A 22,024-nucleotide genomic window follows, 5' to 3' on the forward strand; every position below is an offset into this window, starting at 1 on the left:
TTTAATCTTATAAGGGCTTCAATACCGCCTCTTTATTGTAATACTCTTTAAAAAGAGCGGATTTTTTATGCAATTTACGGGAGATTTTACTTAAATCCTCCTCCTGCATAAAAATAATCAGCTCTGTCGGGGTAACTTCAATTTTTTTAACGGCAATATTTTTATTGTGCCTGTTATCCAAAGCGTCTGCTATCCTTAAAATGGAGGTCAATTTCATAATGATTTGCTGTTCATGTAAATCATGATACTTAATATCCTTATCAATGGATTTTTTATGGCCTCCTGCGATTAATGACAGCATAGACCGCAAATTATAAGGAAGGCAATCAAAATACTTGTCATAAAGTATTATATACCTAGTGTGTTTATGATGGTTTTTCTTATTGATAAATCGCCCTAAATCATGAAAAAAACTGCTGTATTTTAACATATTCCTGTGGGAGAAAACCGTCAGCATATCTTTATTTAATAAGTCAAAAATCATCAGGGCATATATTGTGACTTTTTTTTCGTGGACGTGCTCATCTTCGTAAGCATATTTATTCAAAAGTTCAAATGTATTGTTATTTTTAAGGAAAATATCTATGTTTTCCATAACCATCCCTCGTGTGTTCATAATTATTTTCTTTATTTATACGAGAGATGCAATATGATTATGTATTATTATTTTATGTACAGTTTCTTGCCAAATAGCTTTTTGAAGGCAGATGAAACCTCTAAGGCATCTTTTATTTCAATTTCCGGATTATCCTTTGACGATAATTTTATGGTCACGCTATCCTCATCAATACTGCATTGAATACCCTGTATATTGCCGTTCAGCCGTTCATCGAGGCATTCGGAAATTTTTAACAACACTCCTAATTTTTGAATGGTTAATATATCAGCTTCATTTAATATATTTCTGTATTTATAAGTATCTATTTTGAACTCTTCTTTTCTGTGAAAAGCAGAGATATGCGCAGCCATGAGCTGTTCCTTATGGGTAAGTCCATAAGTTTTGGCATTCAATATCATGTAGAAGGAATGTCTATGATGGTCGTAATAGCTAATATTCACCCCGCAATCATGCAGCAGGGATGCAGTTTTTAATATCTTTTGGGGAGCTTCTCCGATATTATGGGCATCCTTTAAATTAAAATAAAGCATTTTACTGAAGCTCCATACCCTTTGTGCGTGCAGCTTATCCAGTTCAAAATCATTTACTATGTTGTTTATTGAGTAATCAAGGACATCGGTCAATGGTTTTTTATCTTTAAATAAATACTCAAAAAAAAGCCCTTCTCTCAAACCGCTGCCGCTGACCAATATTTCACTTGCCTCACATAATTCAGCGAGATGTGCAATTGCTCCGACGGCACCGGTGAATATATCCGCCCTGTCCTTTGACAAACCTTTAAGCTTTTGTTTTTGTGAAACATCCTTGGATTTCACCAATTCATAAATATCTTTTATATCTCTTATTTCCATTTTATAATTGTGTGGCATTTCCAATAAGTAATGATTTCTTTTTCTGTTTATTTTACCTATTCCCCTTATAGTTCCGCCTATTCCTATTAAGGGCAGCCCTTTTGCCTTATTAAGCCAGGGTATTTTATTATATTCATCGGCTAAATAAGTTATAAAATCATTTTCATTTTGTTCATTTACAGCTTCTTTTAAATGGAACTTTTCACTTAAGTTTAAGGAACCGAAGGGAAGGCTCACTGATTCAATTATTTTTTTATCTTTTACAAGTATTAGCTGGTTGCTACAGCCGCCGATATCCATAATGAGCGCATCATTGAAATCCAGGGTATTTACAGCGCCGAAATAATCGTAAAATGCTTCTTCCTTGCCCGAAAGTACTTTTATTTCTATGCCAAGCATATCTTTTGCCCTCTCTACAAAATATTGCTGATTTCTTGCTCTTCTCACTGCTTCTGTTGCCACGGCAATGATTTCATCTACCCCTATTGCAATACACATATCTTTAAAAAAACTTAAACTAATCATGGCTTTATCGACTCTGTCCCGGCTTAAGTTACCGTCATAAGTCATATCCATTCCCAATTTTACAGTTTCTTTCTTTTCATCTATAACTCTATAGGATAAGTCATCGTTGATTTTTATTACCACCAACCTCATAGAGTTTGACCCGATATCAATAATTCCTATTTTCTTCATGCCGATACCTCATTTTGTGCCCTTTAAGTATTTTAATCATATTAAACAATATAATATTTCATAAACCGTGCATTTTCAATACCATATATCTATAAATAGGCCTATATTATTACTTCTATAATTATGAACCGCCTCATTTATTGTTATGTTAAATATTGGTTAAATTTTCTCAATTAATGTCACAATAACGCGAATAATGATAAAATTTAATTATTAATACAATAGCTCAAAAAGGTGTTACTATGAGTAAAAAAAAGGATTTACAAGTAGCTGCTTCAATAGATGTAGGCTCAAATTATCTTCGAATGGCTATAGGAGAAATTTCTGCCGATGGGAATTATTTTATTCTTGAAGACATCGTAAAATCCACAAATATCGGCAGGGATACTTTCTCAACAGGAAGAATTTCAATACAGACGATACACGAAACATGTGCTGACTTAAAAAAATTTGTAAAACTTATAAAGGATTACAGGGTAAAGAATTATAAGGCTGTATCCACCAGCGGTATAAGGGAAGCGGAAAACCGTGAATATATTATGGAGCAGGTACGGCTTAAAACCGGAATAGAAATTGAGATAATAAACAATGCTCAGGAAAGATTCTTTCTATATAAAGCTTTAAGAAAGCAGCTCTCCCATTCAATACTTTCCGATGCGCTGCCTTTGCTTATTATAAATATAGCTTCCGGCGGTGTTGAAATTTCCATATATGAGTCGGAAAATTTATTGCTTACAGAATATATAAAGTTAGGTTCATTAAGGCTTCATGAAACATTGTCCGGTCTGGAGTCTAAGTCATTGAATTTCCCCGGAGTCATGGAGGAATTCATAGAAAGTAAAATTTACCTTATAGAATCCTCCATAAAAAATATGAATATACAAAATTTTATCGGTTTAGGCGGTGAATTAAATACCATAGTAAAATTGTTCGGCAACAACATCGATAAAAACGACGGTATATTATTCATACACAAAAAAGACATGGTAAGCTTATATGAAAAAATGACGACTATGGGAAGCGACAGGATTATAAATGAATATAAAATCACAAAAAAGGAATGTGAAATTCTTTTACCCTCCGTTATATTGTTCCATTGCTTTTTAAAGCTTACCAAAGCCAAAGGCATACTTGCTCCCATGGTTTCTCTAAGACATGGTATTCTTTATAATATCGCAGACAAATTATTTGATACTCCAGGAAATATAAATTCCATCTCGGATATCATAAGCTCCGCATGGTATATTGCCGAAAAATATAATGTGGACAAGAATCATGCAAAATTCGTTGAGGAAATTTCATTATCGATTTTTGACCAGTCAGCCAAATACCACGGACTTAATAATGATGAAAGGCTTTATCTGCAGGTGGCGGCAATCCTCCATGATACAGGCAATTATGTGAATTTGAGCGAGCACCATATCCATTCATACAGCATTATACGGGTAAGAAAAATAACAGGCTTTTCCAACAGGGAGATTTTACTGATTGCCGGTATTGCAAAATACCATGCTTACGATATACCTGTCTATTCCGATGAAAATTACAGAATTCTTACCGACAGAGAAAAAATTGTTGTGTCCAAGCTCTCAGCCATTTTAAAACTTGCAGAATCCCTGGATGTATCCCACAGGCAAAAAATAAAAAAGCTTCAAATAGAGCCATCCGGCGATGCACTTTTATTTCATATATATTCAAATACCGATACTTTATTGGAAGAGTGGGATTTCATCCATAATACTCCTTTTTTCGAAGAAGTAATGGGAATAATACCGTTGATTAAACATAAAGGATGATAGAAATGGAAAATATGCATTTTTCGTCTCAAAATTTTATAAACAGAGAACTGAGCTGGCTGGAATTCAATAAGCGGGTATTGGAAGAAGCACAGGATACATCCAATCCTCTCTTTGAAAGATTGAAATTCCTTTCAATAGTATCAGGCAACATGGATGAATTTTTTATGATAAGGGTCGGTTCGCTGCATGACCAAATACAAGCCGGCTTTAAAGAGCCTGACCCTGCAGGGCTTACCCCTGAAGAACAAACAAAGAAGATATCATTTAAAGCCCATGAACTTGTTAATGTTCAGTACAACTGTTACAACCGTATACTAAAAAAAGCCTTAGGCAAAGAAAATATATTATTTTTAAAAGGTAAAGAACTCACCGATGAGCAGAAAAATTATGTACAGGATTATTTTGTCAAAAACATATATCCTGTCCTTACCCCTATGGTGGTGGATCAAAGCAGGAAATTTCCTCTTGTGCTTAATAAGACTCTAAACATCGCGTTGCTTCTTAATAAAAACGGCAGCGAGGATTGTTATTTTGCAACAGTCCAGGTACCTTCAGTCCTTTCACGTCTGGTTGATATACCTTGTGGGGACAATATGAGATGTTTTATGCTCCTTGAAGATATAATCAAAATGAATCTTAATTCACTTTTTACAGGCCACTCAATTATAACTTCCAGCTGCTACAGAATAACCAGAAATGCGGACCTTACATTGGATGAAGAGGAAGCCGAAGATTTGCTCTTAACCATACAGGAGTCTTTGAGAAAACGCAAATGGGGAGCCGTAATAAGGCTGGAAATCGAAAAAGGAATGAGCAAAAGTCTTCTTTCAATTATAAGGGATGAGCTTGAGGTATCAAAAGAGCAAATATATGAGATAGAAGGTCCCATTGACTTGACTTATCTTATGAGAATCATCGATATGGAAGGATATGATCATTTAAGATATGAAGCTATTTCTCCCCAAGTATCCCTGGATTTTGCCGAAAATGAAGATATGTTCAGTATTATATCAAAAAAAGATATACTTCTTCATCATCCGTATCAATCTTTTGATCCCATAATTAATTTGGTGCATTTGGCTTCCAATGACCCAGATGTCCTTGCAATAAAGCAGACATTGTACAGAGTAAGCGGGAAATCCCCCATAATAGATTCATTGATCCGTGCCGCCGAAAACGGAAAACAGGTCACGGTTCTTGTGGAATTAAAAGCCCGGTTTGATGAGGAAAATAATATTCATTGGGCAAAAAGACTGGAAAAAGCCGGGTGTCATGTTATATACGGGCTTGTAGGTCTTAAAACTCATTGTAAAGTATTGCTTATTGTACGCAAAGAGGAAAAAGGAATTAAAAGGTATGTTCACTTAGGCACCGGCAATTACAATGATGTAACGGCCAGAGTATATACCGATTTGGGACTCTTTACTTCAAATCCCAACATAGGTTCTGATGCTTCTGCTTTGTTTAATATGCTCTCAGGTCTTTCTGAGCCTACGGAGCTTAATAAACTGATTTTATCGCCGCTGAATCTCAGGCAGAAGTTTTTAAGCATGATAAAGAATGAAGCTTTAAATGCCAGAAATATGAAAGAGGCAAAAATAATTGCAAAGGTCAATTCGCTTGTTGATCGGGAAATTATTGAAGCTTTATATGATGCTTCCTGCGCAGGAGTTGAAATACATCTTATAGTAAGGGGAATATGCTGTTTAAGGCCGGGTATACCCGGTGTAAGCGAAAGGATTACCGTACGGAGCATCATAGGAAGATTCTTGGAACACAGCCGTATATTTTATTTCCATAGCGATGGTGATACAACGGTATTTCTGTCCAGCGCCGACTGGATGAACAGAAATTTGGACAGAAGGGTGGAATTGTTATTCCCTATCGAAAATGAGAATTTAAAGAGTGAGGTAATCAATATTCTTAATATATCCCTAAAAGACACTGTTAAAGCAAGAACACTCAATTTTGACGGCAATTATGCCAGAATGAACAGAAGAAACAGAGAAATTATAAACAGCCAGGAGGTATTCTTTGACATTGCATCCAGGAAATCAATAAATACCGTGAATAATTACAAGGAAGTAAAATTTAAATCCATAGCGGCATATTAGGGTACTGCACCTTTGCATTTTCCTTTAAAAGCTCCACCCTTTATGCTATAATATCAACGGTAAATTATATGTCAAAGGAGAAACCGTAAATGAGCTTGATTAAACAATGGGAAGAAATTGCTTACAAAGAAAGAACTCAGGAGGAATATGATAAGTTCTGGAAGGAGTACCTTTTAAAAGAACAGCACATATATGAAGAACTTCTTTCTAACAATAACAATAAAATATCCGGAAAATTTGCCGAGCTGGCAGAAGAATACCATATGACAAGTATTGATTTTGCCGGATTCATATCAGGTATAAATACCAGCCTTGAAACTCCCCTGGTGGAAGAAGAGCTTACAGAGGACAGTAAAATTGATATAACAATTGATTTTGAAAAACTTTATTATAATATGCATGAAGCTGAGGCTGAATGGCTTTATAATCTTCCTCAATGGGAACCTATACTTTCCAAGGAAAAAAGAAAAGAGATAAAAACAGCTTATAACAGGACAAAGACCGTGGTTAAGGAAGATAAAACCGGAAGAAATGATCCATGTCCCTGTGGAAGCGGTAAAAAATACAAAAAATGCTGCGGCAAATAATGGAATAGTTAATATTTTAAGCTCAAAAGGCCTGGGTAAATAAATTATCCGGCCTTTTTTATCATTGTGAAGAAACAAGGTTCCCGGTACCCTCTGGCAATCTTTGATTACTACAGAGGGTGGAGTTCTATAGTTCAAAATATTTTCTTAAATAATATATAACAATATTTTGCTTTTTCTTCATATACCCTTCAAGGGCTCCGTAAATCTCCTTCTTGTTAAAACCCTTTATCTCTCTTTTTCCGAAATACTCTTCATTTGAGGCAGCAAGCATTTCTTTCACAATATTTTTAAGCTCACTATCCTCGATACTGTCCGCCCAGTTTATATCATCAAAATATATGCTTGAGTCAAAGCCTATAACCTTAAGCCTTTTCTTGGCGTAATTATATATGGGTATTACACTTTTGGAATTAAGGGCAGTTATTTTAATAAGGTTAAAAATGATGAAGCTTGACATTATATATAATAATACCGCGCCCAGCAAAGGATATATTATAAGCCCTGACAATTCAAAGGATACCGGAGCACCGGTGCTCTCCTGATCCTCAATTGCAAGAGGGCTGTTATCCATATTATTTTGGCTCTTATAAACCTCCGGTGCCGCAGCAGCAGTATCTTGTGTTTCATATGTCTTCAGCGCTTCAAAAGTTACGTTCTCAATGAATGCCTGCCTTGGCGGCGTACAATCTAAAATTGTCCAGTAATTTGCTTCAGGTATCAGCAAAACCTCTGTCCAAGCATGGGCCATGCTGTTTGTGACAACATACATGCCCCCTTCATCCTTTACATCCCCCATATTAAAGCCTTCAACATATCTTGCGGGAATGCCGGCTATCCTTAAGAAAATAGCAGCAGCTGTTGCAAAATATACGCAGTAACCCTTTTTTTCCGTAAAAAGAAAGTAATCTATAAATTCCTGACCTTCCGGAACATCCGATACATCCATGGAATAGGGGTAAGTTTCATACAAATACTTATATATTTTATATACTTTATCTGAGGCGGTTATGCCGTCCTTTGTTATTTCCTCTACCAGGCTGTAAACTTCGGGTGATATATTATCAGGAACCTGAAGGTATTTTCCGTATGCTGTCTTTATGTTATTTTCATAATACTCTTCATCGTATAAATACCTTATATCTAAGCCTGTATCATAAAGCTTTGAAAAGTTTTCAATATTCATCCTGCTCCAGGTAAAGTATACAGAGTAAGGATCATCTATGCCAAACCTGTTTAAGGTTATGAAGCTTCCTGTGTCATCAGCACCTATAACAGCCTCATGCACTGCAGCATCATAAGTATTATTGGGTGTAAAAACAGTGGAGGTTATTAGCTTATCAGGGAAAATGGCCAGAACTTTGCTGTCAATCAAATATCTTTGATTGCTGTTACTCCTTGAGTATCCCTGCCGCATAAAATACCATAACCAATCCCGGTAATTTCTTTCTATGGGCTTATTTCTTATATCCTCATAGTTTTCGCTGCTTTTTTTCCATGTAAAACCATCATAATAATCCAATACCCTGCCCTTTAAATAATACTGTCCGTCAGCCTCCACCCGAAAAGCCACGCTGTCATCCGGCTTAATTTGGCCTCCTAATTTTTTATCGTTGGTGGAAAACCCCGAAGTGCTCAAATTATAAGTGTTGTCATTTATAATTCCTCTTAAAAAATTGTTTTCCATCTTAAGCTTGTTGAAAGACTGTATATAGCTTTCACTTCCTAAATTATTCAGCAATAAATAACATAAATATGTCACTGTAAAGGATATTACAATAACAAAGGCCACTATTCTTCCCCTTTTTGCAGATATAAAAAACTCTTCTTTTTGAGAATGCGCTGCCCTTGCAGTATAAGTATTTATGCCATAAAATGCTGTGCACAAAAACAGGGATAGTAAAAAATACTTATCCTTACCGCTGCCATAACCCGTGTACCACAGGCGCATCAGAAATATAAGCACGAATGCAATTAAAAAAATCACCTTTTTCTTTTTCAATAAAAAAACAAAAACAGCCGTAAAGAAAGGGACGGTAATTAAAAAGTAAGGTATATAGTCCCAGAATTCAGTGGCATTATACAGCCTTAATGACCTGTCAATATTATAATAGCTAGTTATAAACACATTTTGAATAAAAGAAAGGTGGTCCTTTTTTAAAAAGGAAAAGAAGAGAAGGAACATGATATAGCATCCTGATAATAAAAGCGTCAGTGAAAACTTGCGCATGATAAAGTTAAGTAGGCCATACAGCAGGTACCCTGCAATGTAGAGGAATATTACGAAAATGTAATTCACGTTTAAAATCATATAGCTTTTCTCCATTATCCTTATAATAAGGATTACGGTAAAAAACAAGAATATATCATTTATTCTGTAAAAAATGAGGGACTTATATTTATTAAACACTTTCTCTGACATCCTCTTCAACAAAACCACCTGTTGAATTTTTCCCTTCTATAATTTCGCAGGAATTGAAGCATTCAATATTCGAATTCTCAAGCTTGCTTATATTTTGCATGGTTTCAATATGATCGGATTTATAAAACACATAAATGCTATAGCCTGAATTGTACATCTTTATTAATGTACTTGCCATACTGTTAGCTATACCGTGGCAGATTACAAGTGATGCGCTTTGATTATCCTGCTTAAATAAATTTTCATATATGAATTCTTCAAGTTTCTTTGTTCCGTCGCTTTTTTGCATAAGCAGAAATTCCATAAAGAAATTAAAACTTTCCCTGGTATTAATATCAAATTCATAGGGCTTTGATGCATTTACATGTATTCTGACCTTTATATCATTAATAAGTAAGTAGTTAACAAGGGAGGCACAAAAATCTATTATACGTTCTTCTTCCAGGCCCTTGTAATCCAGCTTCATATTGTCCCTATTCATATCTAGGAAAACTGAAATTCGGTATCCGGAAACTCTTTCAGGCTTTTTTACATAAAGTTCTCCCTGCTTTGCACTGACCTTCCAGTGTATTCTTCTCAAGCTGTCTCCCGGTTTATATTTTTGAATATCTTTTATGGCATAAATGTCTTCGCTGCTCTTTAAAATATCAATAAATTTCCTGGGGCCGTCACTGCCCTTAAAATCCGTATTGATGATATTAAATATCTTAGGGTATATTTTTATTTCCGCCTTTAAATTCACATTTTTTTGTATTTGAAATACTCTGAAAATATCCATTATCTTTAAATTCATATTTCCTATATCATAAATTCCTCTTGTGAAAATCCTTATTTCACTTTCAATGGTTATATCATTTCCCGCTGTATCATCTATAAGGCTTTTATTTTCTTTTCCAATGCTCTTGCCACGGTTTTCCATTGTTATATAAGGTATGGGAAGAAAAGCCTTATTTTTTATTATGATGGTATATTTAACGCTGTCTCCTGTTTCCTTCACCTTTTCATCCTGTTTGATTTGCACAAATATGAGCAGCTTTAAAACGATGATATGCAATAAACTCAGCAGGAAGATTGAAAGCATGCCGTAGCAGGCTATATACGGCAGGCTGCCGCCTTCTATCAGAGCAAAGGCAATAAAAATCCCAAGGATAAGTACAAAGTTTATATTTACCTTAAGCATGTTTCATCACCCTCGGCACAGGAAGCCTTTTTAAAATATCCTGTATTATGGTCTCGCCTGTCAGGTTCTCGACTATCGCCGAAGGTTTTAAACTTACTCTGTGGCTTAAAACAGAAACTCCATTATCCCATACATCCTGGGGAACTACATAATCCCGTCCCTCCATCAGAGCAGCAGCTTTTGCAACTTTCAACATGGACAGAGCTGCTCTTGTGCTGGCGCCTAAGGCTGTGTTTTTATTTTCTCTTGTTGCATTCACAATTCTTATAATATAATCGGTTATTTCTTTTGATGCAAAGACTTCACGAGAGGACTTCTGCAGATATATAATATCCTCGGCGCCCGCACGGGGCCATATTCCTTCTAATGGATCATGGGAGCCATAAAGCTGCAATATTCTAGATTCACTTTCCTCATCAGCATATCCTATCTTGACCTTCATCATGAAACGATCGAGCTGTGCTGCCGGCAACATATAGGTTCCTTCGTGCTCTACAGGGTTTTGAGTGGCAAGTACCATAAAAGGCATATCCATACTGTATGTATTATTTCCTTCTGTAACCTGGGACTCTTCCATAACTTCCAACAGGGCTGATTGGGTTTTGGGAGATGCTCTGTTTATTTCGTCGGCGAGAATTATATTGGAAAAGATAGGCCCTTTGATAAATTCAAACCTGTCGCTGTTTCTGTTATATATAGAAACACCCGTAATGTCCGATGGCAGTAAATCCGGTGTAAATTGTATTCTGTTGTAATTAAGGCTAAGGGTTTTTGCCAGGGCTTTTACCAGGGTAGTTTTACCCACTCCCGGAACATCTTCTATAAGCACGTGGCCGCCGGCAATAAGGCATTTTAGAATATCATATATTACCTCTGCCTTTCCTAATATAGCCTTTTCTATGCATCGAGCCAGATCATCAATTAATTTTTGCATTCAATATACACCCATCCTTGTAATTCTTTTCCATTTAAATTGTTTTCCTATAATTATACCATAATGACTTTAATTCTAATCACTATAAAAACTCCTGATTTTGTTACTTTTCTGTGACAGATAAAAGGTAATTTAAAATTTATTTCAATTTTTTATAAATAAAGTATTGCATTTATAATTTCATTTGTTATAATGTTATATAACAGAATGATATATAACACAATTGTTATATTACACTTTTTCTTCAGAACTTTAATACTATATATTGAGGCTATAAAACACAAAATTAATCGGGAGGTGCTCTTATATGGCAGATTGTAATCAGTGCAAATTTTTTAAGAAAGATGAAAGAATATGTGAATTTAATAATTACAAACATCTCATTAATTTGATGAATAAAACCAGATATTCAGCAGAAGTGCCCTGTATGGTGAAACTTATCTGGAATATCGATTAAATAGAAATTGATTAATAAATGAATCATCAAACTGATCTCGGCATTTAGTTCGGATCAGTTTTTTTGCCTTCAGGTAAAAATAGTACAACAATAATACCCATAATGCTATTTTTATAGATCTTTTACAGCTATTATTTCCAGAATTCATATTATGAACACGTCCTAATCAGCACATAGCTGTGCTGGTAGCCAGTGCATTTCAAATAATTTTAAACATTTTTTTAAAAAATTCTATGCCAATACAGATTGAGATCATATAAATTCTTATTTATCAAGGACTGTAATCCCATTGTAATATTTTATTAATTATTGCAAAGATTGGTTATTAATGTTATAATGTTATATAACAAAATATGATTTAATAATATTTTTATATAACACATCTTTTAGTATTATTTCATATAATATAATTGCAATTAATAACAAAATAATACAACATTTGTTCAAATGATATTGTCGTAGGTGTGCCGAGACCGTAATTGAGCATTTTTCCAAAAAGGAGGTGTTTTATAATGACCAGATGCAGTCAGTGTAAATATTTTTTAAAGAACGGCAAGCCTTGTGAATTCGCCTGTTATAAAGATGTAATAAATGAATCCCAGCTGGATATGCAAATGGCTTGTGATGACAATATATATATAGACTATTTATTAAATAAGGTGGTTTGCTGAGACTCTTTATGTTTTAATAAAATTGAACGATTATATTAAAGAACAGCAGGTAGGATTCCCTACCTGCTGTTTTGCCCTTAAATAAAGGCATTTATTATTTTTTCAGTTCTCTTTTTCCTGTAACAGAGCTCTTGTCATCCATTTTAAATGTGGATTGAGCTTCCTCAGTGGTGAAGTATACATTGCCATCCACTTTGGCATCCACCAGCTGAAAGTTTTTAGCTGAAACATATAAATCACCTTTGAAGGTACCGCTCTGGATTCTGGCCTCCGGACTGTTTATAGTTAATTTAGGAGCTGTCAGATTAAATCTGGCTGTTACGTTGTGAGCGTCATCCTGAGTATAAAGAGCTATTTTACGCTGAATAACGTCTTTTCCGGCAGCATCTTTTTTCCCGTTTTTGAATTCACCGTCTAAAACCAGTTCTTTTTCAAATGTCAAATCTTTAAGGGTACAAATAATCCATGTGCCGGAGCTGCTTATAGCTTTTTCAAAGGCTTCATTGGTATCAACAATTGAAGCTGTTGTGGTTGTATCTGGTGTTTCCGTCGGTGACGGCGTTGCTGTTGGCGAAGGTGTCGGGGTAGGCGACGTATTATTTGATGTGCATCCCGTCGTCACAGCCAATGTTAAAATCAACGCCGAAGTAATTGATAATATTAATGATTTAATTTTCATATGCATCCTCCTGTTTTATAAATGAATATTGCATCCTGGACTATTCAGTCTGTATTTATTTTTTACAAAAATAAATATAAAATTCGCAATAAATAGGAGGAATTGAAGAAAATTAATTATTATAATAAAAATCGGCATTTTAGCTTAGAATCCAACCACGGTTAATAATTAAAAGAAATAAGAATCAACATAATAAACTATTTATGACTATATAAATTTATAATATTTATATAATTTTTGTTATTTTTTATTTTTTAAGCTATTCAGAGAAAATGAAAGCTATATTCAGATTCTGAACAATAATTTTATGAAAATATTATTACATAAATTGTACAATTATTACAACGATGCTATAATTAATAGAGCACAAAGCATGAAACTTTTACTTTGAAAGAGGTGATATGGAGGCAATCATTAAGAATGGACTATGAATCGGAAGGGCCAAAAGAACAAATTAGTGTTGTTCATGTATGCTAAAAGAACTGCGGACTAATCGAACACCAAAATTTCATAAAAGAAATTAATGCTTAAAAATTTGATTTGAGGTGTATTTATGAAAAAATCACAAGTTTTTGGACTCATTTTATCGATCCTGGTTTTAATTGTAATGAATTTTATACCAACTACAGAACTATTCACAGTACCCGGAAGAAATACATTAGGAATACTCGTTGCATTGCTCATACTAATCATTACAGAGCCCATTCCTCTTGGTGTATCCTGTATGCTCAGCACCGCTTTATTGGTAATTTTCGGGGCGGCGCCAAATCTTGGTGTTGCTTTAAGCGGATATACTAATCCAATAGTCTTTTTCGTACTTGTTTCTTTTGGGATATCTGCAGCTATTACAAAGGTTCCTATTTCTAAGAGATTGCTTCAGACTCTTATCACTGTTTTCGGTAAAAATGTAAAATTGGTTTTATTTGCTTTAATGGTTTGTGCCGCTATAATTTCTTCAGTTTTATCAAATGTTGCCACAACAGTTATATTTATCGCATTAATCCTTGACTTCCTTAAAATTTATAAAAATCCTGAAGATAAAAAAAGAACAGGCAAAGCATTTATGATAGGACTCCCTGTTGCAAGTATGCTGGGAGGTATGATGACACCTGCAGGTTCTTCATTAAACCTGTTGGTACTTAACCTTTTAGAACAGCAGACACAGTTAAGGGTAACATTCGTAGAATGGATGGTATTCGGAATCCCCATTGTATTAGTTACATTGCCCATTGCCTGGTTATTAATAGTAAAAATATATAAACCCGTTGAAATTCCTCAGATTGAGATAAAGAAATATGTAGATAATCTGGATGTCCCTAAAAAGATAGATTTCAGCGAAGCTTATGTTATGGTGGTATTTGCAGCGATGTTCATATTATGGGTACTGAGTTCATGGTATCCTGTATTCAACGTAACATTAGTTACTATTGTAGGCTTTGGTTTCTTATTCGTACCAAAGATTGCAATACTTACATGGGATGAATTCATAAAGAGCATCAGCTGGCCCGCATTCTTCTTAGTTGCCAGCGTTATATCAGTAGGTAACTTATTGGTTACAAACGGAGTAAGCAAATGGATATCAACAGCCGTATTCCCGACATCAATCAACCTTCCATCCTTCGGACTGGTATTCGTGGTAGCCCTAATCGTATTCTTGATGCTTATAATAGTTCCTGTTGCACCGGCACTTATACCAATGCTTGCACCGCCCCTTATAATATTGGCTAACAATGCAGGCGTGTCACCCATAATTACAATGATGACTCTTGGCCTTACTGTATGTAACTGCTTCTTCCTGCCAATTGATACGGTACCGCTTCTCACATACCTGACAGGATATTACGAAATGTGGGAAATGCCAAAATCAACTCTTATACTGCAGGTAATTATAGCAGTAGTAGTTGCAATATGGGTACCTATTACAATAGGCATTTTAGGCCTGGCATAAATAAATATAAAAAATGCAATCCGATAGGAAAAATCCTATCGGATTTTTTTGTTCACAGTGTCTTTGCCTTTTGGTAACTGCTATCCTAATTCTTATAAAAAGACAAATATTTATTAATCATCCCTCAGCTTGACGATTTTAATTATAAGAGATATAATTGTAAAATAATGATAAATATTACAAAATTTATAGCAACTATTAGCACAACTTCTCACTCCACCATTTATATCTTCCTTCTTATCTTCATATATACTAATAAGGGCATTTCATACCATGCATACTCCCTTCCCCCTACAACAGCCAAAAGAGCACAAGCTTCTATCTTAACACCCGATAAATACATAATATTGGCCCTCAGTTGTAAATTTACCTAATTTTATTATTTTATTGCAGCCATTAGGGACAATTTTTGTACAATCTATATTTGAATAAGAGAAGAGGTGAAAATGTAAGAAATATCTTTAGACATTGGTAGGCCTTACTTCGATTTAATTGTTTAAATATGGAGGAATTCAAATGGAAGAAAAAAAAGCGATAAATATGAACGAGGATAAGACAACGTGGTATAGCTGGGTTATTGCAATTTTATGCCTTCTAATTTTTGCTGCCAATTTTAATGCCCGCAATGTATGGACGGTTTCCATAACAAAAGCTGCTCCAGATTTGGGAATCACCATGGCTCAGGCCGGAGGAATGATGTCTGCCTTCTATGTAGGTTACGTTGTTTCCAATTTCTTTTCAGGTATTATAATTGACAACATAGGAACAAAGGTGACATTGGCTTTAGCTACGATATTGACAGGTGTATTTACCTGGGTAATACCATATTCCTCAAATTACTGGGTAATTTTGATTCTAAGAGTTCTTGCCGGTATAGCCAGCGGCCCCTTCTTTGCCGGTATGACCAAGATGAATTTAGGCTGGTTTTCTTCAAAAACAAGAGCCACAGCCTTTGCTATTATAATGTCGGGAGCGTCCTTAAGCGGCGTATTCAACGGGGCGATTTTTGCACCCATGGTTAATAATCAGGGCTGGAAATACGCATTCGTGGTGGCATCCATTTCCACCATCATCTTAGGTGTTATATTTTTCTTCTTGGCAAAGGAAAGAGGCCTGGCAAAAGCCGTCAAAAAACCCGGCGGAAGCTTGACTGCTGAAGAAAAAGCAGCTAATATGAAAGGCGCTATGGATATTTTAAAGTCCAAACAGTTCGTATTGGGAACCATAGTATCTACCATAGGCGTTGCAACCATGAACGGACTTAATACATTTACCATCCCCTTCTTAATGACCAACTACAGCCTCTCATTGCCGGTAGCCGGTTCTATTACAGCTGCCGCTGCAGGTATAATGCTGTTTATACCTACTTTAGGCGGAATAGCTACAGATATTATAAATGATAGAAAGCACACCTGTCTTTTCACCCAGGTAATGAACGTGATAGGGACCATAGCCCTGCTTTTGACATCAAACGTCTCCATCCTGTGGGGAATAATGATGGCGAGAGGTGTAATAGGCTTATTCGGAAACAACAACAACGTTATGCAGACTGAGAGATCCAAAGGTCCTTATGCCGGAACAGTTTTGGGCATATATAATGCTATAAGCCAGCTGGGCTCGGTGATAATGCCGGTGCTTCTGGGAGTTATACTGGATATGACTCAAAATTATGCGGCAGTTTTGTTGACAGTTGCAGGCTTCCAGGCAGTAGGTGCCATATGCGTATGGATGCAAAGAGACCCAATAAGCAAGCAGAAGCCTGCGGCTGCAGCAAAGGCAAGCTGATTGCTTATTCATAAAAATACCTTCCGAAAAATTCGGAAGGTATTTTTATACAGGAGTTTATGGATTTATTTTTTCAAAGGAGCCGTATCCGGTACCGATTATAAATAATTTTTAATAAGCAGGATTATTATAATATGCAAAGGGTAGAAAATGTAAAAAAAGTATTTGCTTATAGATATGTTTAATTTCCATTTTTTTAGTATGAAAATCAGGGATAATACGCAAAATGCCTGAACGGATGATCTGTAGTAAAATACGTAAATTGCCGTTGCGGCAACAAAAGATAGCCTCATAAATAATTTATTATCTCTGAATACATAAAATAATATAATAACAGATACCCCATATATGCCGTATTCAACTGGAACAAGCAGAGCTATTAATAAAGGCGCCGGAACAAAAAAGTATTTCTTTTTATCTATAAAATATATGGCATACAGCCCAAAAAGAAGTGTAAACATTACATTTATTTTGCCGGGTGCAAAATATATATAAGGTATTTGGGCTATTACACCAAAGCCTAAGAGCCTCATCATATATTTCTTAAGGTTGCCGGTATTTATATATCCTATGGTCATGTTATAGGCAAATATGGGGAAAGAAATCCTCCCTATTATCCTTAAGAAAATTAAGTTCGGGAAGAATACATATCCGATGTGGTCGATTAACATGGTAATTATTGCGATAAATTTTAATGTGTCGTTTTTGGCTTCGCCTTTTGCTGCTGCCCTGTACTCCAATTCAGTCTCCATGATAATTATTACCTTTCGTAAAACATTATTTATACTCTAGTCTACAACAATATAACGGTACTAATCAATATAAAATCACTGCCAGAAAACTGACAGTGATTTTTATCAAAACATTTTAATTTATTTTATTCATTTCAGGAAATTTATCTTTTATAAATTGAGGTATCAAATCCTCATTGAATATAAAAGTTTCATTATAACCGTTAAGGAATTTTGATGACATTACAGTCACCCTGTAACCATCATACCTTTTAAAGAATGGGTTGTAAGCTACAGCCCTCTCGGGAATGCTGCTTTTTAATATCTCTTCAATTTCCCCCTTGTCTGTAATACTTATTTCATAAGGACTTCCCATGGACTCTCTTGTTGGAACAGCTTGAGAATAAGCAGCCGCTTTGTCATAGTAATATTTTTCATATTCATAATTGTAAATTTGTATGGAATCCACCATATCGGCACTTATTATCTCCGGATTTCTGATACCGAAACTTTTAAGCACATCCAGAGTCTGGGTAAATGAAGGGTACACAGCCACATTTACCTGCCAATTTACTCTTTCATCGGAGCTTCTGTTTACAAGATTCAAGGCAATTATAGGTGTCTCATTTTTCATGGATTTACCCTTAAGCTCTAATGTGTCATTTTTTACAGCATCAATAAGTGAGCCTATCCTGTTTGCATCGATTATCTGGGCTATTCTGTCATTGCCGCTGCTTCCATAAAGATTTTCAACATTTACCTGGTTAATGTTATTCTTGTCTATGGAATACATCGCATAAAATTTGTTTTTAAACTCCTGCGTATCAAAGACCCCCATAATATAAGGCTCTATTTCACTGCTTTTTAAATTCCTATACCTTCTGGCTATTTTCAAGCCGTTTTTAAGCTCAAATTCAATCCCTATTGTAGAATCAGAATTATTCAAGCCTTCCTCGCCGTTTAAAACACCCATTTTAGCTATCAAATGTACTGCCTCAATGTTTTTTATATCAGCAAGATCAAGCTTATCCAACATCTGCCTTTCCCTTGTTCTATAGTAATTTGTATTGCTTATTTCCTGTACATTTGCAAAATAGGAGCTGCGGTTAAAATCTGTAATCCTTAATCTTACGCTTTTTATTTCCGTTATATCAGGAAGCTTGCTGTCATAACCTGTTATATCAAAGGCAGGTACGCATATAAACAATCCGAAAAGAACAGCAAAGGCTGCCAGACCTTTTATGTTGTTAAATATAGCTTTAAAGTCAAAATTGTATATTATTTCTATTATGAAATGGGATAAGGCTGCACCGCATACAAAGCCGAATATCATCCAGCCTATGTGTCCGCCGCCTGCCGACATAAAGAACAACCCCAGAATTGCTGTGCACAAAAGCACTATCGGATATTTTATAATGGGCCTTGATGATTTAAAGGCCATGGCTCTTCCGGCAGCTTCGGAAGGACGTTTTTTATAAAGATACAAGCTTAAAGCTGTAAGCGCCACAGTCAAAATTACATAGCATATAATTCTTGCTCCTGAGAAACTGTAATCTGTAGTGGCAATTAAAAAATCAAGTATGGGCGATACGTTTCTCGCCAGGCTTTCAAGGGTTGCTATTTGATAGTAATTCTTGTAGAAATAGGCCATAAACTCTGTATAAACAAGATAAAACAATAACCCGTAAATTAAAAATACCACAGTTCCCAAAAGGCTTACCACTAAGTTTCCGCACAGTACCATTGAAAAAATTGTTATAGTGTAAATTACAAAGTAAAACAGTACGTTAAAAAGGTAGCCTGATATAGCAAGTAATGGATTAAGATAAGATATAAATCCCGTACCCCAAAGTGCTATAACTGAAAGTATCAAGCTTACGGTATAGGGCAGCAGGAAACATAAAACCCCTGCTATATAGTTTGAAACAAAAAGCTTTTCACGCAATATGGGAAGTGAATGATAAAAATCTACCTGCTTTTTTGAGTTTATATAATAGAATGCGGTAGCAGCTGCTATTACGGCGGCAGGTATTATGAGTATAATTATAGTTTTTGAATCTATGCTAAAAAATCCGGAAATAACACTTGGAATATATGAATCAGGATTTTGTGCCATCCTGCTGCTTATATTTTGCATTCTTATAATCAGAAAAACCGGCATGGCAAAGAACAAAATGACGGAATACATGGTTATTATCCAGGGGCTTTTTCTAAGCTTATCCATTATAAGGGATAAATCAAAATATGAGCTTTTTGATGTCATATCCGCGCACCTCCGTCTCGCTTATAAATATTTCTTCCAGGGATAAAGGCAAAAGCTCGAAGAATATAGTTTCTTCCTTTTGAATCCTTAATGTAAGCTCTTCTCTTTTACCTCTTGCTGTTATGGTATATAATGAACCCCTTTTTTCAAAGGATAAAATTTCAATGTCCGAAAAGTCTTCCCTGGTTTTTGATTGTGTAAAGACGCATTGTATTTTATGTATTCCAAGCTTCATATCCTCCAAATCCTTTGAAAGGAGAATTCCGCCTCTGTGCAAAAGTCCTATGTGGTCGCATATATCCTCTAATTCCCTTAAATTGTGGGAGGCTATAACAGGAGTCAAACCTCTGTCTTCCATATCACCTGCAAATATGCTCTTTACCGCCTGCCTCACAACCGGATCCAGTCCGTCGAAGGTTTCATCACAGAAAATATAATCCGTCATGGATGATACCGCACATATGACAGATACCTGTTTTTTCATACCCTTTGAAAATGTATTTATCTTTCTGTTTTCATCCAGGTTGAAGCCTTTCATCAAGGAATCGAATCTTTTAGAATCGAAGTTTTTATATATGTTTTTATAATACTCTTTAAGAGCCTTTGGCGTAGTATTTGGAAAAAAATACTGCTCATCGGATATATAAAAAAATCTTTCTTTTACCTTTATGTTTTCAAATACATTTTCACCGTCTATGGTTATTTCTCCCCTGTCAGGCTTTATAACCCCGCTCAGCATTCTTAAAAAAGTAGACTTTCCTGCACCGTTAGACCCGATAAGTCCAAATACCGAACCTTCCTTTATCACAGCCGTTACGTCGTCTATAGCCTTGATGTCATCAAAATACTTTGTAACATTCTTTGCACTTATCATTCTATTCCCTCCTTTTGCCCATCAAAATACTTTTGGCAGAATTCAAGCAGCTCATGTTTTTGTATTCCCTCTTTTACCGCCCTACCTAGAATATAGTCAAATTCTTTAAATATCAGCTGCTTTCTCTCTGTGCGAAGCTTTTCAAGGTTCCCCGATACAAAGCTTCCCCGTCCTTTAATACTGTAAATTATCCCTTTTTTCTCAAGTTCGGCATAGGCTCTTTGAATGGTGTTAGGATTGATGGAAAGCTCCAAGGCTAATTGCCGCACAGATATTAACTGGCTGTCCGGCTCTAAAATCCCCCTTATTGCCATATCCTCTATTCCTTCAATCAACTGTTCGTAAATTGGCCTTTTATCCCTATAATCAATGGAGATCATACTCTTCCTCCTTCCTGGAAGGCGTACTAAGTGTACTAGTTTTATTAATACACTTAGAGCATAACAAATCTTTATTTTTTAGTCAATCTTAAAAGATTAATATAGCATAAATACGGAAGTTTACTTAAGAAGATTGAAAAAAGTTAAGGAACTTAATTCCATCTAAAAGGAAATTCTTAAATTATGTAGAATTTCTTATTTAAAATATGAAGATATGCGTATTTTATGGCAGGTGGTTTTTAAATGCATTTGAATTTTATTCTGGCTGATAATAATAAGAATTTTTTAGAGAACACGTGCAGTTATATAAAAAAATTCATATCGGAACATGATATGGATGCCAGTCTTGGCTTATATACCACTAACCCTTCAGATGTGCTGGAGTATGCAAACAAAAACTCCGGACAAATAAATGTATATATACTGGATATGGATTTTGATGATGAAATCAACGGTTTAGCCTTAGGGAGGGTTATAAGGGAAAAAGAGCCCTTATCCTACATAATATATGTTACGCACTCCGTATATATGACTATGATGGTATTTAAGTATCGGTTGAAAGTATTTGATTTTTTAGTCAAGCCCATTAGCTATTCCGATATAGCCGACTCCCTTACAGCCCTTGTTGAAGACTTTAAAAAAATCTCCAATGTTTATTTTCCTGTCAAACATAATTCCATTGCGGTAAAATCCGGATACCAGGAATACCATATACCGGTAAATGATATAGTATACATTGAATCCTTCGGCCCCAAGCTTATCATACATACCAATGATGGCAGCATCGAATACTACGGCACCTTAAAGGATATCGAAAGCTCCATCAATGAACTGACGGATACCTTTTTCCGTTCCCATAAATCCTTTTTAATAAATACCCGGCACATAACAGAAGCAAATCTGCAGGATATGTCCGTAACTATGTCTACAGGAGATAAATGCCTCATATCCCGGAACAAAAGGACCTTTTTAAAAAATCTGGCAAGCTTAGATAACGCCCATGCTGGGCACATGCAATATAAAAACCGGTAAAA

Annotated in this window: 18 protein-coding genes; 8 read left to right on the top strand and 10 right to left on the bottom strand. The window is 35.4% G+C overall.

Going from position 1 to position 22,024, the window contains the following annotated elements; all coding sequences use genetic code 11:
* Positions 1–7: 7 nt before the first annotated feature.
* Positions 8–595 carry a hypothetical protein gene (locus OXPF_RS20560; RefSeq protein ID WP_054877080.1) on the bottom strand — a complete coding sequence of 196 codons (588 nt, stop codon included), beginning with the start codon at positions 593–595 and terminating at the stop codon, positions 8–10.
* A gap of 68 nt (positions 596–663) precedes the next feature.
* The gene (locus OXPF_RS20565) at positions 664–2,166 is read right to left on the bottom strand and encodes a Ppx/GppA phosphatase family protein (RefSeq protein WP_054877081.1); all 1,503 of its coding nucleotides are present in this window, start codon (positions 2,164–2,166) and stop codon (positions 664–666) included.
* A 242-nt stretch (positions 2,167–2,408) separates the two neighbouring features.
* On the opposite strand from OXPF_RS20565, the gene OXPF_RS20570 reads away from it, so the two are divergent.
* The 3 genes from OXPF_RS20570 to OXPF_RS20580 all read left to right on the top strand — a co-directional run bounded on the left by OXPF_RS20570 (position 2,409) and on the right by OXPF_RS20580 (position 6,666).
* Positions 2,409–3,962, top strand: coding sequence for a Ppx/GppA phosphatase family protein (locus OXPF_RS20570; RefSeq protein ID WP_054877082.1), 1,554 nt, complete (start codon positions 2,409–2,411; stop codon positions 3,960–3,962).
* A gap of 14 nt (positions 3,963–3,976) precedes the next feature.
* Positions 3,977–6,079, top strand: a complete 2,103-nt coding sequence (locus OXPF_RS20575; RefSeq protein WP_423230591.1) for an RNA degradosome polyphosphate kinase — start codon at positions 3,977–3,979, stop codon at positions 6,077–6,079.
* 89 nt (positions 6,080–6,168) lie between these two features.
* The gene (locus tag OXPF_RS20580) at positions 6,169–6,666 is read left to right on the top strand and encodes an SEC-C metal-binding domain-containing protein (RefSeq protein ID WP_054877084.1); all 498 of its coding nucleotides are present in this window, start codon (positions 6,169–6,171) and stop codon (positions 6,664–6,666) included.
* Positions 6,667–6,793: 127 nt separating this feature from the next.
* Here OXPF_RS20580 and OXPF_RS20585 read toward each other — a convergent pair whose 3' ends face one another.
* From OXPF_RS20585 to OXPF_RS20595, 3 genes are read right to left on the bottom strand one after another with little or no spacing between them, the layout of a single operon-like run.
* The gene (locus OXPF_RS20585; RefSeq protein ID WP_160317283.1) at positions 6,794–9,088 is read right to left on the bottom strand and encodes a transglutaminase domain-containing protein; all 2,295 of its coding nucleotides are present in this window, start codon (positions 9,086–9,088) and stop codon (positions 6,794–6,796) included.
* Positions 9,069–10,268 (bottom strand): DUF58 domain-containing protein, encoded by a 1,200-nt coding sequence (locus OXPF_RS20590; RefSeq protein ID WP_054877086.1) that lies wholly within the window; start codon positions 10,266–10,268, stop codon positions 9,069–9,071. Before OXPF_RS20590 ends, OXPF_RS20585 begins: the two co-directional genes overlap by 20 nt.
* Positions 10,261–11,202 carry an AAA family ATPase gene (locus tag OXPF_RS20595; RefSeq protein ID WP_054877087.1) on the bottom strand — a complete coding sequence of 314 codons (942 nt, stop codon included), beginning with the start codon at positions 11,200–11,202 and terminating at the stop codon, positions 10,261–10,263. Before OXPF_RS20595 ends, OXPF_RS20590 begins: the two co-directional genes overlap by 8 nt.
* A 307-nt stretch (positions 11,203–11,509) precedes the next feature.
* Here OXPF_RS20595 and OXPF_RS22715 point away from each other — a divergent pair, with 307 nt between their 5' ends.
* Positions 11,510–11,659, top strand: coding sequence for a hypothetical protein (locus OXPF_RS22715; protein ID WP_160317284.1), 150 nt, complete (start codon positions 11,510–11,512; stop codon positions 11,657–11,659).
* A 512-nt stretch (positions 11,660–12,171) separates the two neighbouring features.
* The gene (locus OXPF_RS22720) at positions 12,172–12,330 is read left to right on the top strand and encodes a hypothetical protein (protein WP_160317285.1); all 159 of its coding nucleotides are present in this window, start codon (positions 12,172–12,174) and stop codon (positions 12,328–12,330) included.
* Between the two features lie 94 nt (positions 12,331–12,424).
* Here OXPF_RS22720 and OXPF_RS20600 read toward each other — a convergent pair whose 3' ends face one another.
* Positions 12,425–13,009, bottom strand: coding sequence for a hypothetical protein (locus OXPF_RS20600; RefSeq protein WP_054877088.1), 585 nt, complete (start codon positions 13,007–13,009; stop codon positions 12,425–12,427).
* Positions 13,010–13,562: 553 nt separating this feature from the next.
* Between OXPF_RS20600 and OXPF_RS20605 the strand changes: the two genes are divergently transcribed.
* Both OXPF_RS20605 and OXPF_RS20610 read left to right on the top strand, forming a co-directional pair.
* A complete protein-coding gene (locus OXPF_RS20605) occupies positions 13,563–14,957 on the top strand; it encodes an SLC13 family permease (protein ID WP_054877089.1) in 1,395 nt (464 codons plus the stop codon).
* 516 nt (positions 14,958–15,473) lie between these two features.
* Positions 15,474–16,742 (top strand): MFS transporter, encoded by a 1,269-nt coding sequence (locus tag OXPF_RS20610; RefSeq protein ID WP_054877090.1) that lies wholly within the window; start codon positions 15,474–15,476, stop codon positions 16,740–16,742.
* Between the two features lie 98 nt (positions 16,743–16,840).
* On the opposite strand, the gene OXPF_RS20615 is transcribed toward OXPF_RS20610, so the two are convergent.
* From OXPF_RS20615 to OXPF_RS20630, 4 genes are all read right to left on the bottom strand, one after another.
* Positions 16,841–17,494, bottom strand: a complete 654-nt coding sequence (locus tag OXPF_RS20615) for a TraX family protein (protein ID WP_083480081.1) — start codon at positions 17,492–17,494, stop codon at positions 16,841–16,843.
* A 115-nt stretch (positions 17,495–17,609) separates the two neighbouring features.
* Positions 17,610–19,736, bottom strand: a complete 2,127-nt coding sequence (locus OXPF_RS20620) for a DUF6449 domain-containing protein (RefSeq protein WP_054877092.1) — start codon at positions 19,734–19,736, stop codon at positions 17,610–17,612.
* On the bottom strand, positions 19,711–20,610 hold the full coding sequence (locus tag OXPF_RS20625) for an ABC transporter ATP-binding protein (protein WP_054877093.1): 900 nt from the start codon (positions 20,608–20,610) through the stop codon (positions 19,711–19,713). The genes OXPF_RS20620 and OXPF_RS20625 overlap by 26 nt, the downstream gene beginning before the upstream one ends.
* Positions 20,607–20,990: a GntR family transcriptional regulator gene (locus tag OXPF_RS20630; RefSeq protein WP_054877094.1), complete on the bottom strand. Its 384-nt coding sequence runs from the start codon at positions 20,988–20,990 to the stop codon at positions 20,607–20,609. The genes OXPF_RS20625 and OXPF_RS20630 overlap by 4 nt, the downstream gene beginning before the upstream one ends.
* Positions 20,991–21,233: 243 nt before the next feature.
* On the opposite strand from OXPF_RS20630, the gene OXPF_RS20635 reads away from it, so the two are divergent.
* A complete protein-coding gene (locus OXPF_RS20635) occupies positions 21,234–22,022 on the top strand; it encodes a LytR/AlgR family response regulator transcription factor (RefSeq protein ID WP_054877095.1) in 789 nt (262 codons plus the stop codon).
* Positions 22,023–22,024 lie beyond the last annotated feature (2 nt).

The organism is Oxobacter pfennigii, from assembly GCF_001317355.1.
GTDB classification, from domain to species: domain Bacteria; phylum Bacillota; class Clostridia; order Clostridiales; family Oxobacteraceae; genus Oxobacter; species Oxobacter pfennigii.

Coding starts and splice junctions, on each gene's coding strand:
- OXPF_RS20580 (WP_054877084.1), top strand. CDS start 6,169: ATGAGCTTGATTAAACAATGGGAAGAAATTGCTTACAAAGAAAGAACT.
- OXPF_RS20605 (WP_054877089.1), top strand. CDS start 13,563: ATGAAAAAATCACAAGTTTTTGGACTCATTTTATCGATCCTGGTTTTA.
- OXPF_RS20570 (WP_054877082.1), top strand. CDS start 2,409: ATGAGTAAAAAAAAGGATTTACAAGTAGCTGCTTCAATAGATGTAGGC.
- OXPF_RS20560 (WP_054877080.1), bottom strand. CDS start 595: ATGGAAAACATAGATATTTTCCTTAAAAATAACAATACATTTGAACTT.
- OXPF_RS20590 (WP_054877086.1), bottom strand. CDS start 10,268: ATGCTTAAGGTAAATATAAACTTTGTACTTATCCTTGGGATTTTTATT.
- OXPF_RS22715 (WP_160317284.1), top strand. CDS start 11,510: ATGGCAGATTGTAATCAGTGCAAATTTTTTAAGAAAGATGAAAGAATA.
- OXPF_RS20635 (WP_054877095.1), top strand. CDS start 21,234: ATGCATTTGAATTTTATTCTGGCTGATAATAATAAGAATTTTTTAGAG.
- OXPF_RS20575 (WP_423230591.1), top strand. CDS start 3,977: ATGCATTTTTCGTCTCAAAATTTTATAAACAGAGAACTGAGCTGGCTG.
- OXPF_RS20565 (WP_054877081.1), bottom strand. CDS start 2,166: ATGAAGAAAATAGGAATTATTGATATCGGGTCAAACTCTATGAGGTTG.
- OXPF_RS22720 (WP_160317285.1), top strand. CDS start 12,172: ATGACCAGATGCAGTCAGTGTAAATATTTTTTAAAGAACGGCAAGCCT.
- OXPF_RS20585 (WP_160317283.1), bottom strand. CDS start 9,088: ATGTCAGAGAAAGTGTTTAATAAATATAAGTCCCTCATTTTTTACAGA.
- OXPF_RS20625 (WP_054877093.1), bottom strand. CDS start 20,610: ATGATAAGTGCAAAGAATGTTACAAAGTATTTTGATGACATCAAGGCT.
- OXPF_RS20595 (WP_054877087.1), bottom strand. CDS start 11,202: ATGCAAAAATTAATTGATGATCTGGCTCGATGCATAGAAAAGGCTATA.
- OXPF_RS20610 (WP_054877090.1), top strand. CDS start 15,474: ATGGAAGAAAAAAAAGCGATAAATATGAACGAGGATAAGACAACGTGG.
- OXPF_RS20630 (WP_054877094.1), bottom strand. CDS start 20,990: ATGATCTCCATTGATTATAGGGATAAAAGGCCAATTTACGAACAGTTG.
- OXPF_RS20600 (WP_054877088.1), bottom strand. CDS start 13,009: ATGAAAATTAAATCATTAATATTATCAATTACTTCGGCGTTGATTTTA.
- OXPF_RS20615 (WP_083480081.1), bottom strand. CDS start 17,494: ATGGAGACTGAATTGGAGTACAGGGCAGCAGCAAAAGGCGAAGCCAAA.
- OXPF_RS20620 (WP_054877092.1), bottom strand. CDS start 19,736: ATGACATCAAAAAGCTCATATTTTGATTTATCCCTTATAATGGATAAG.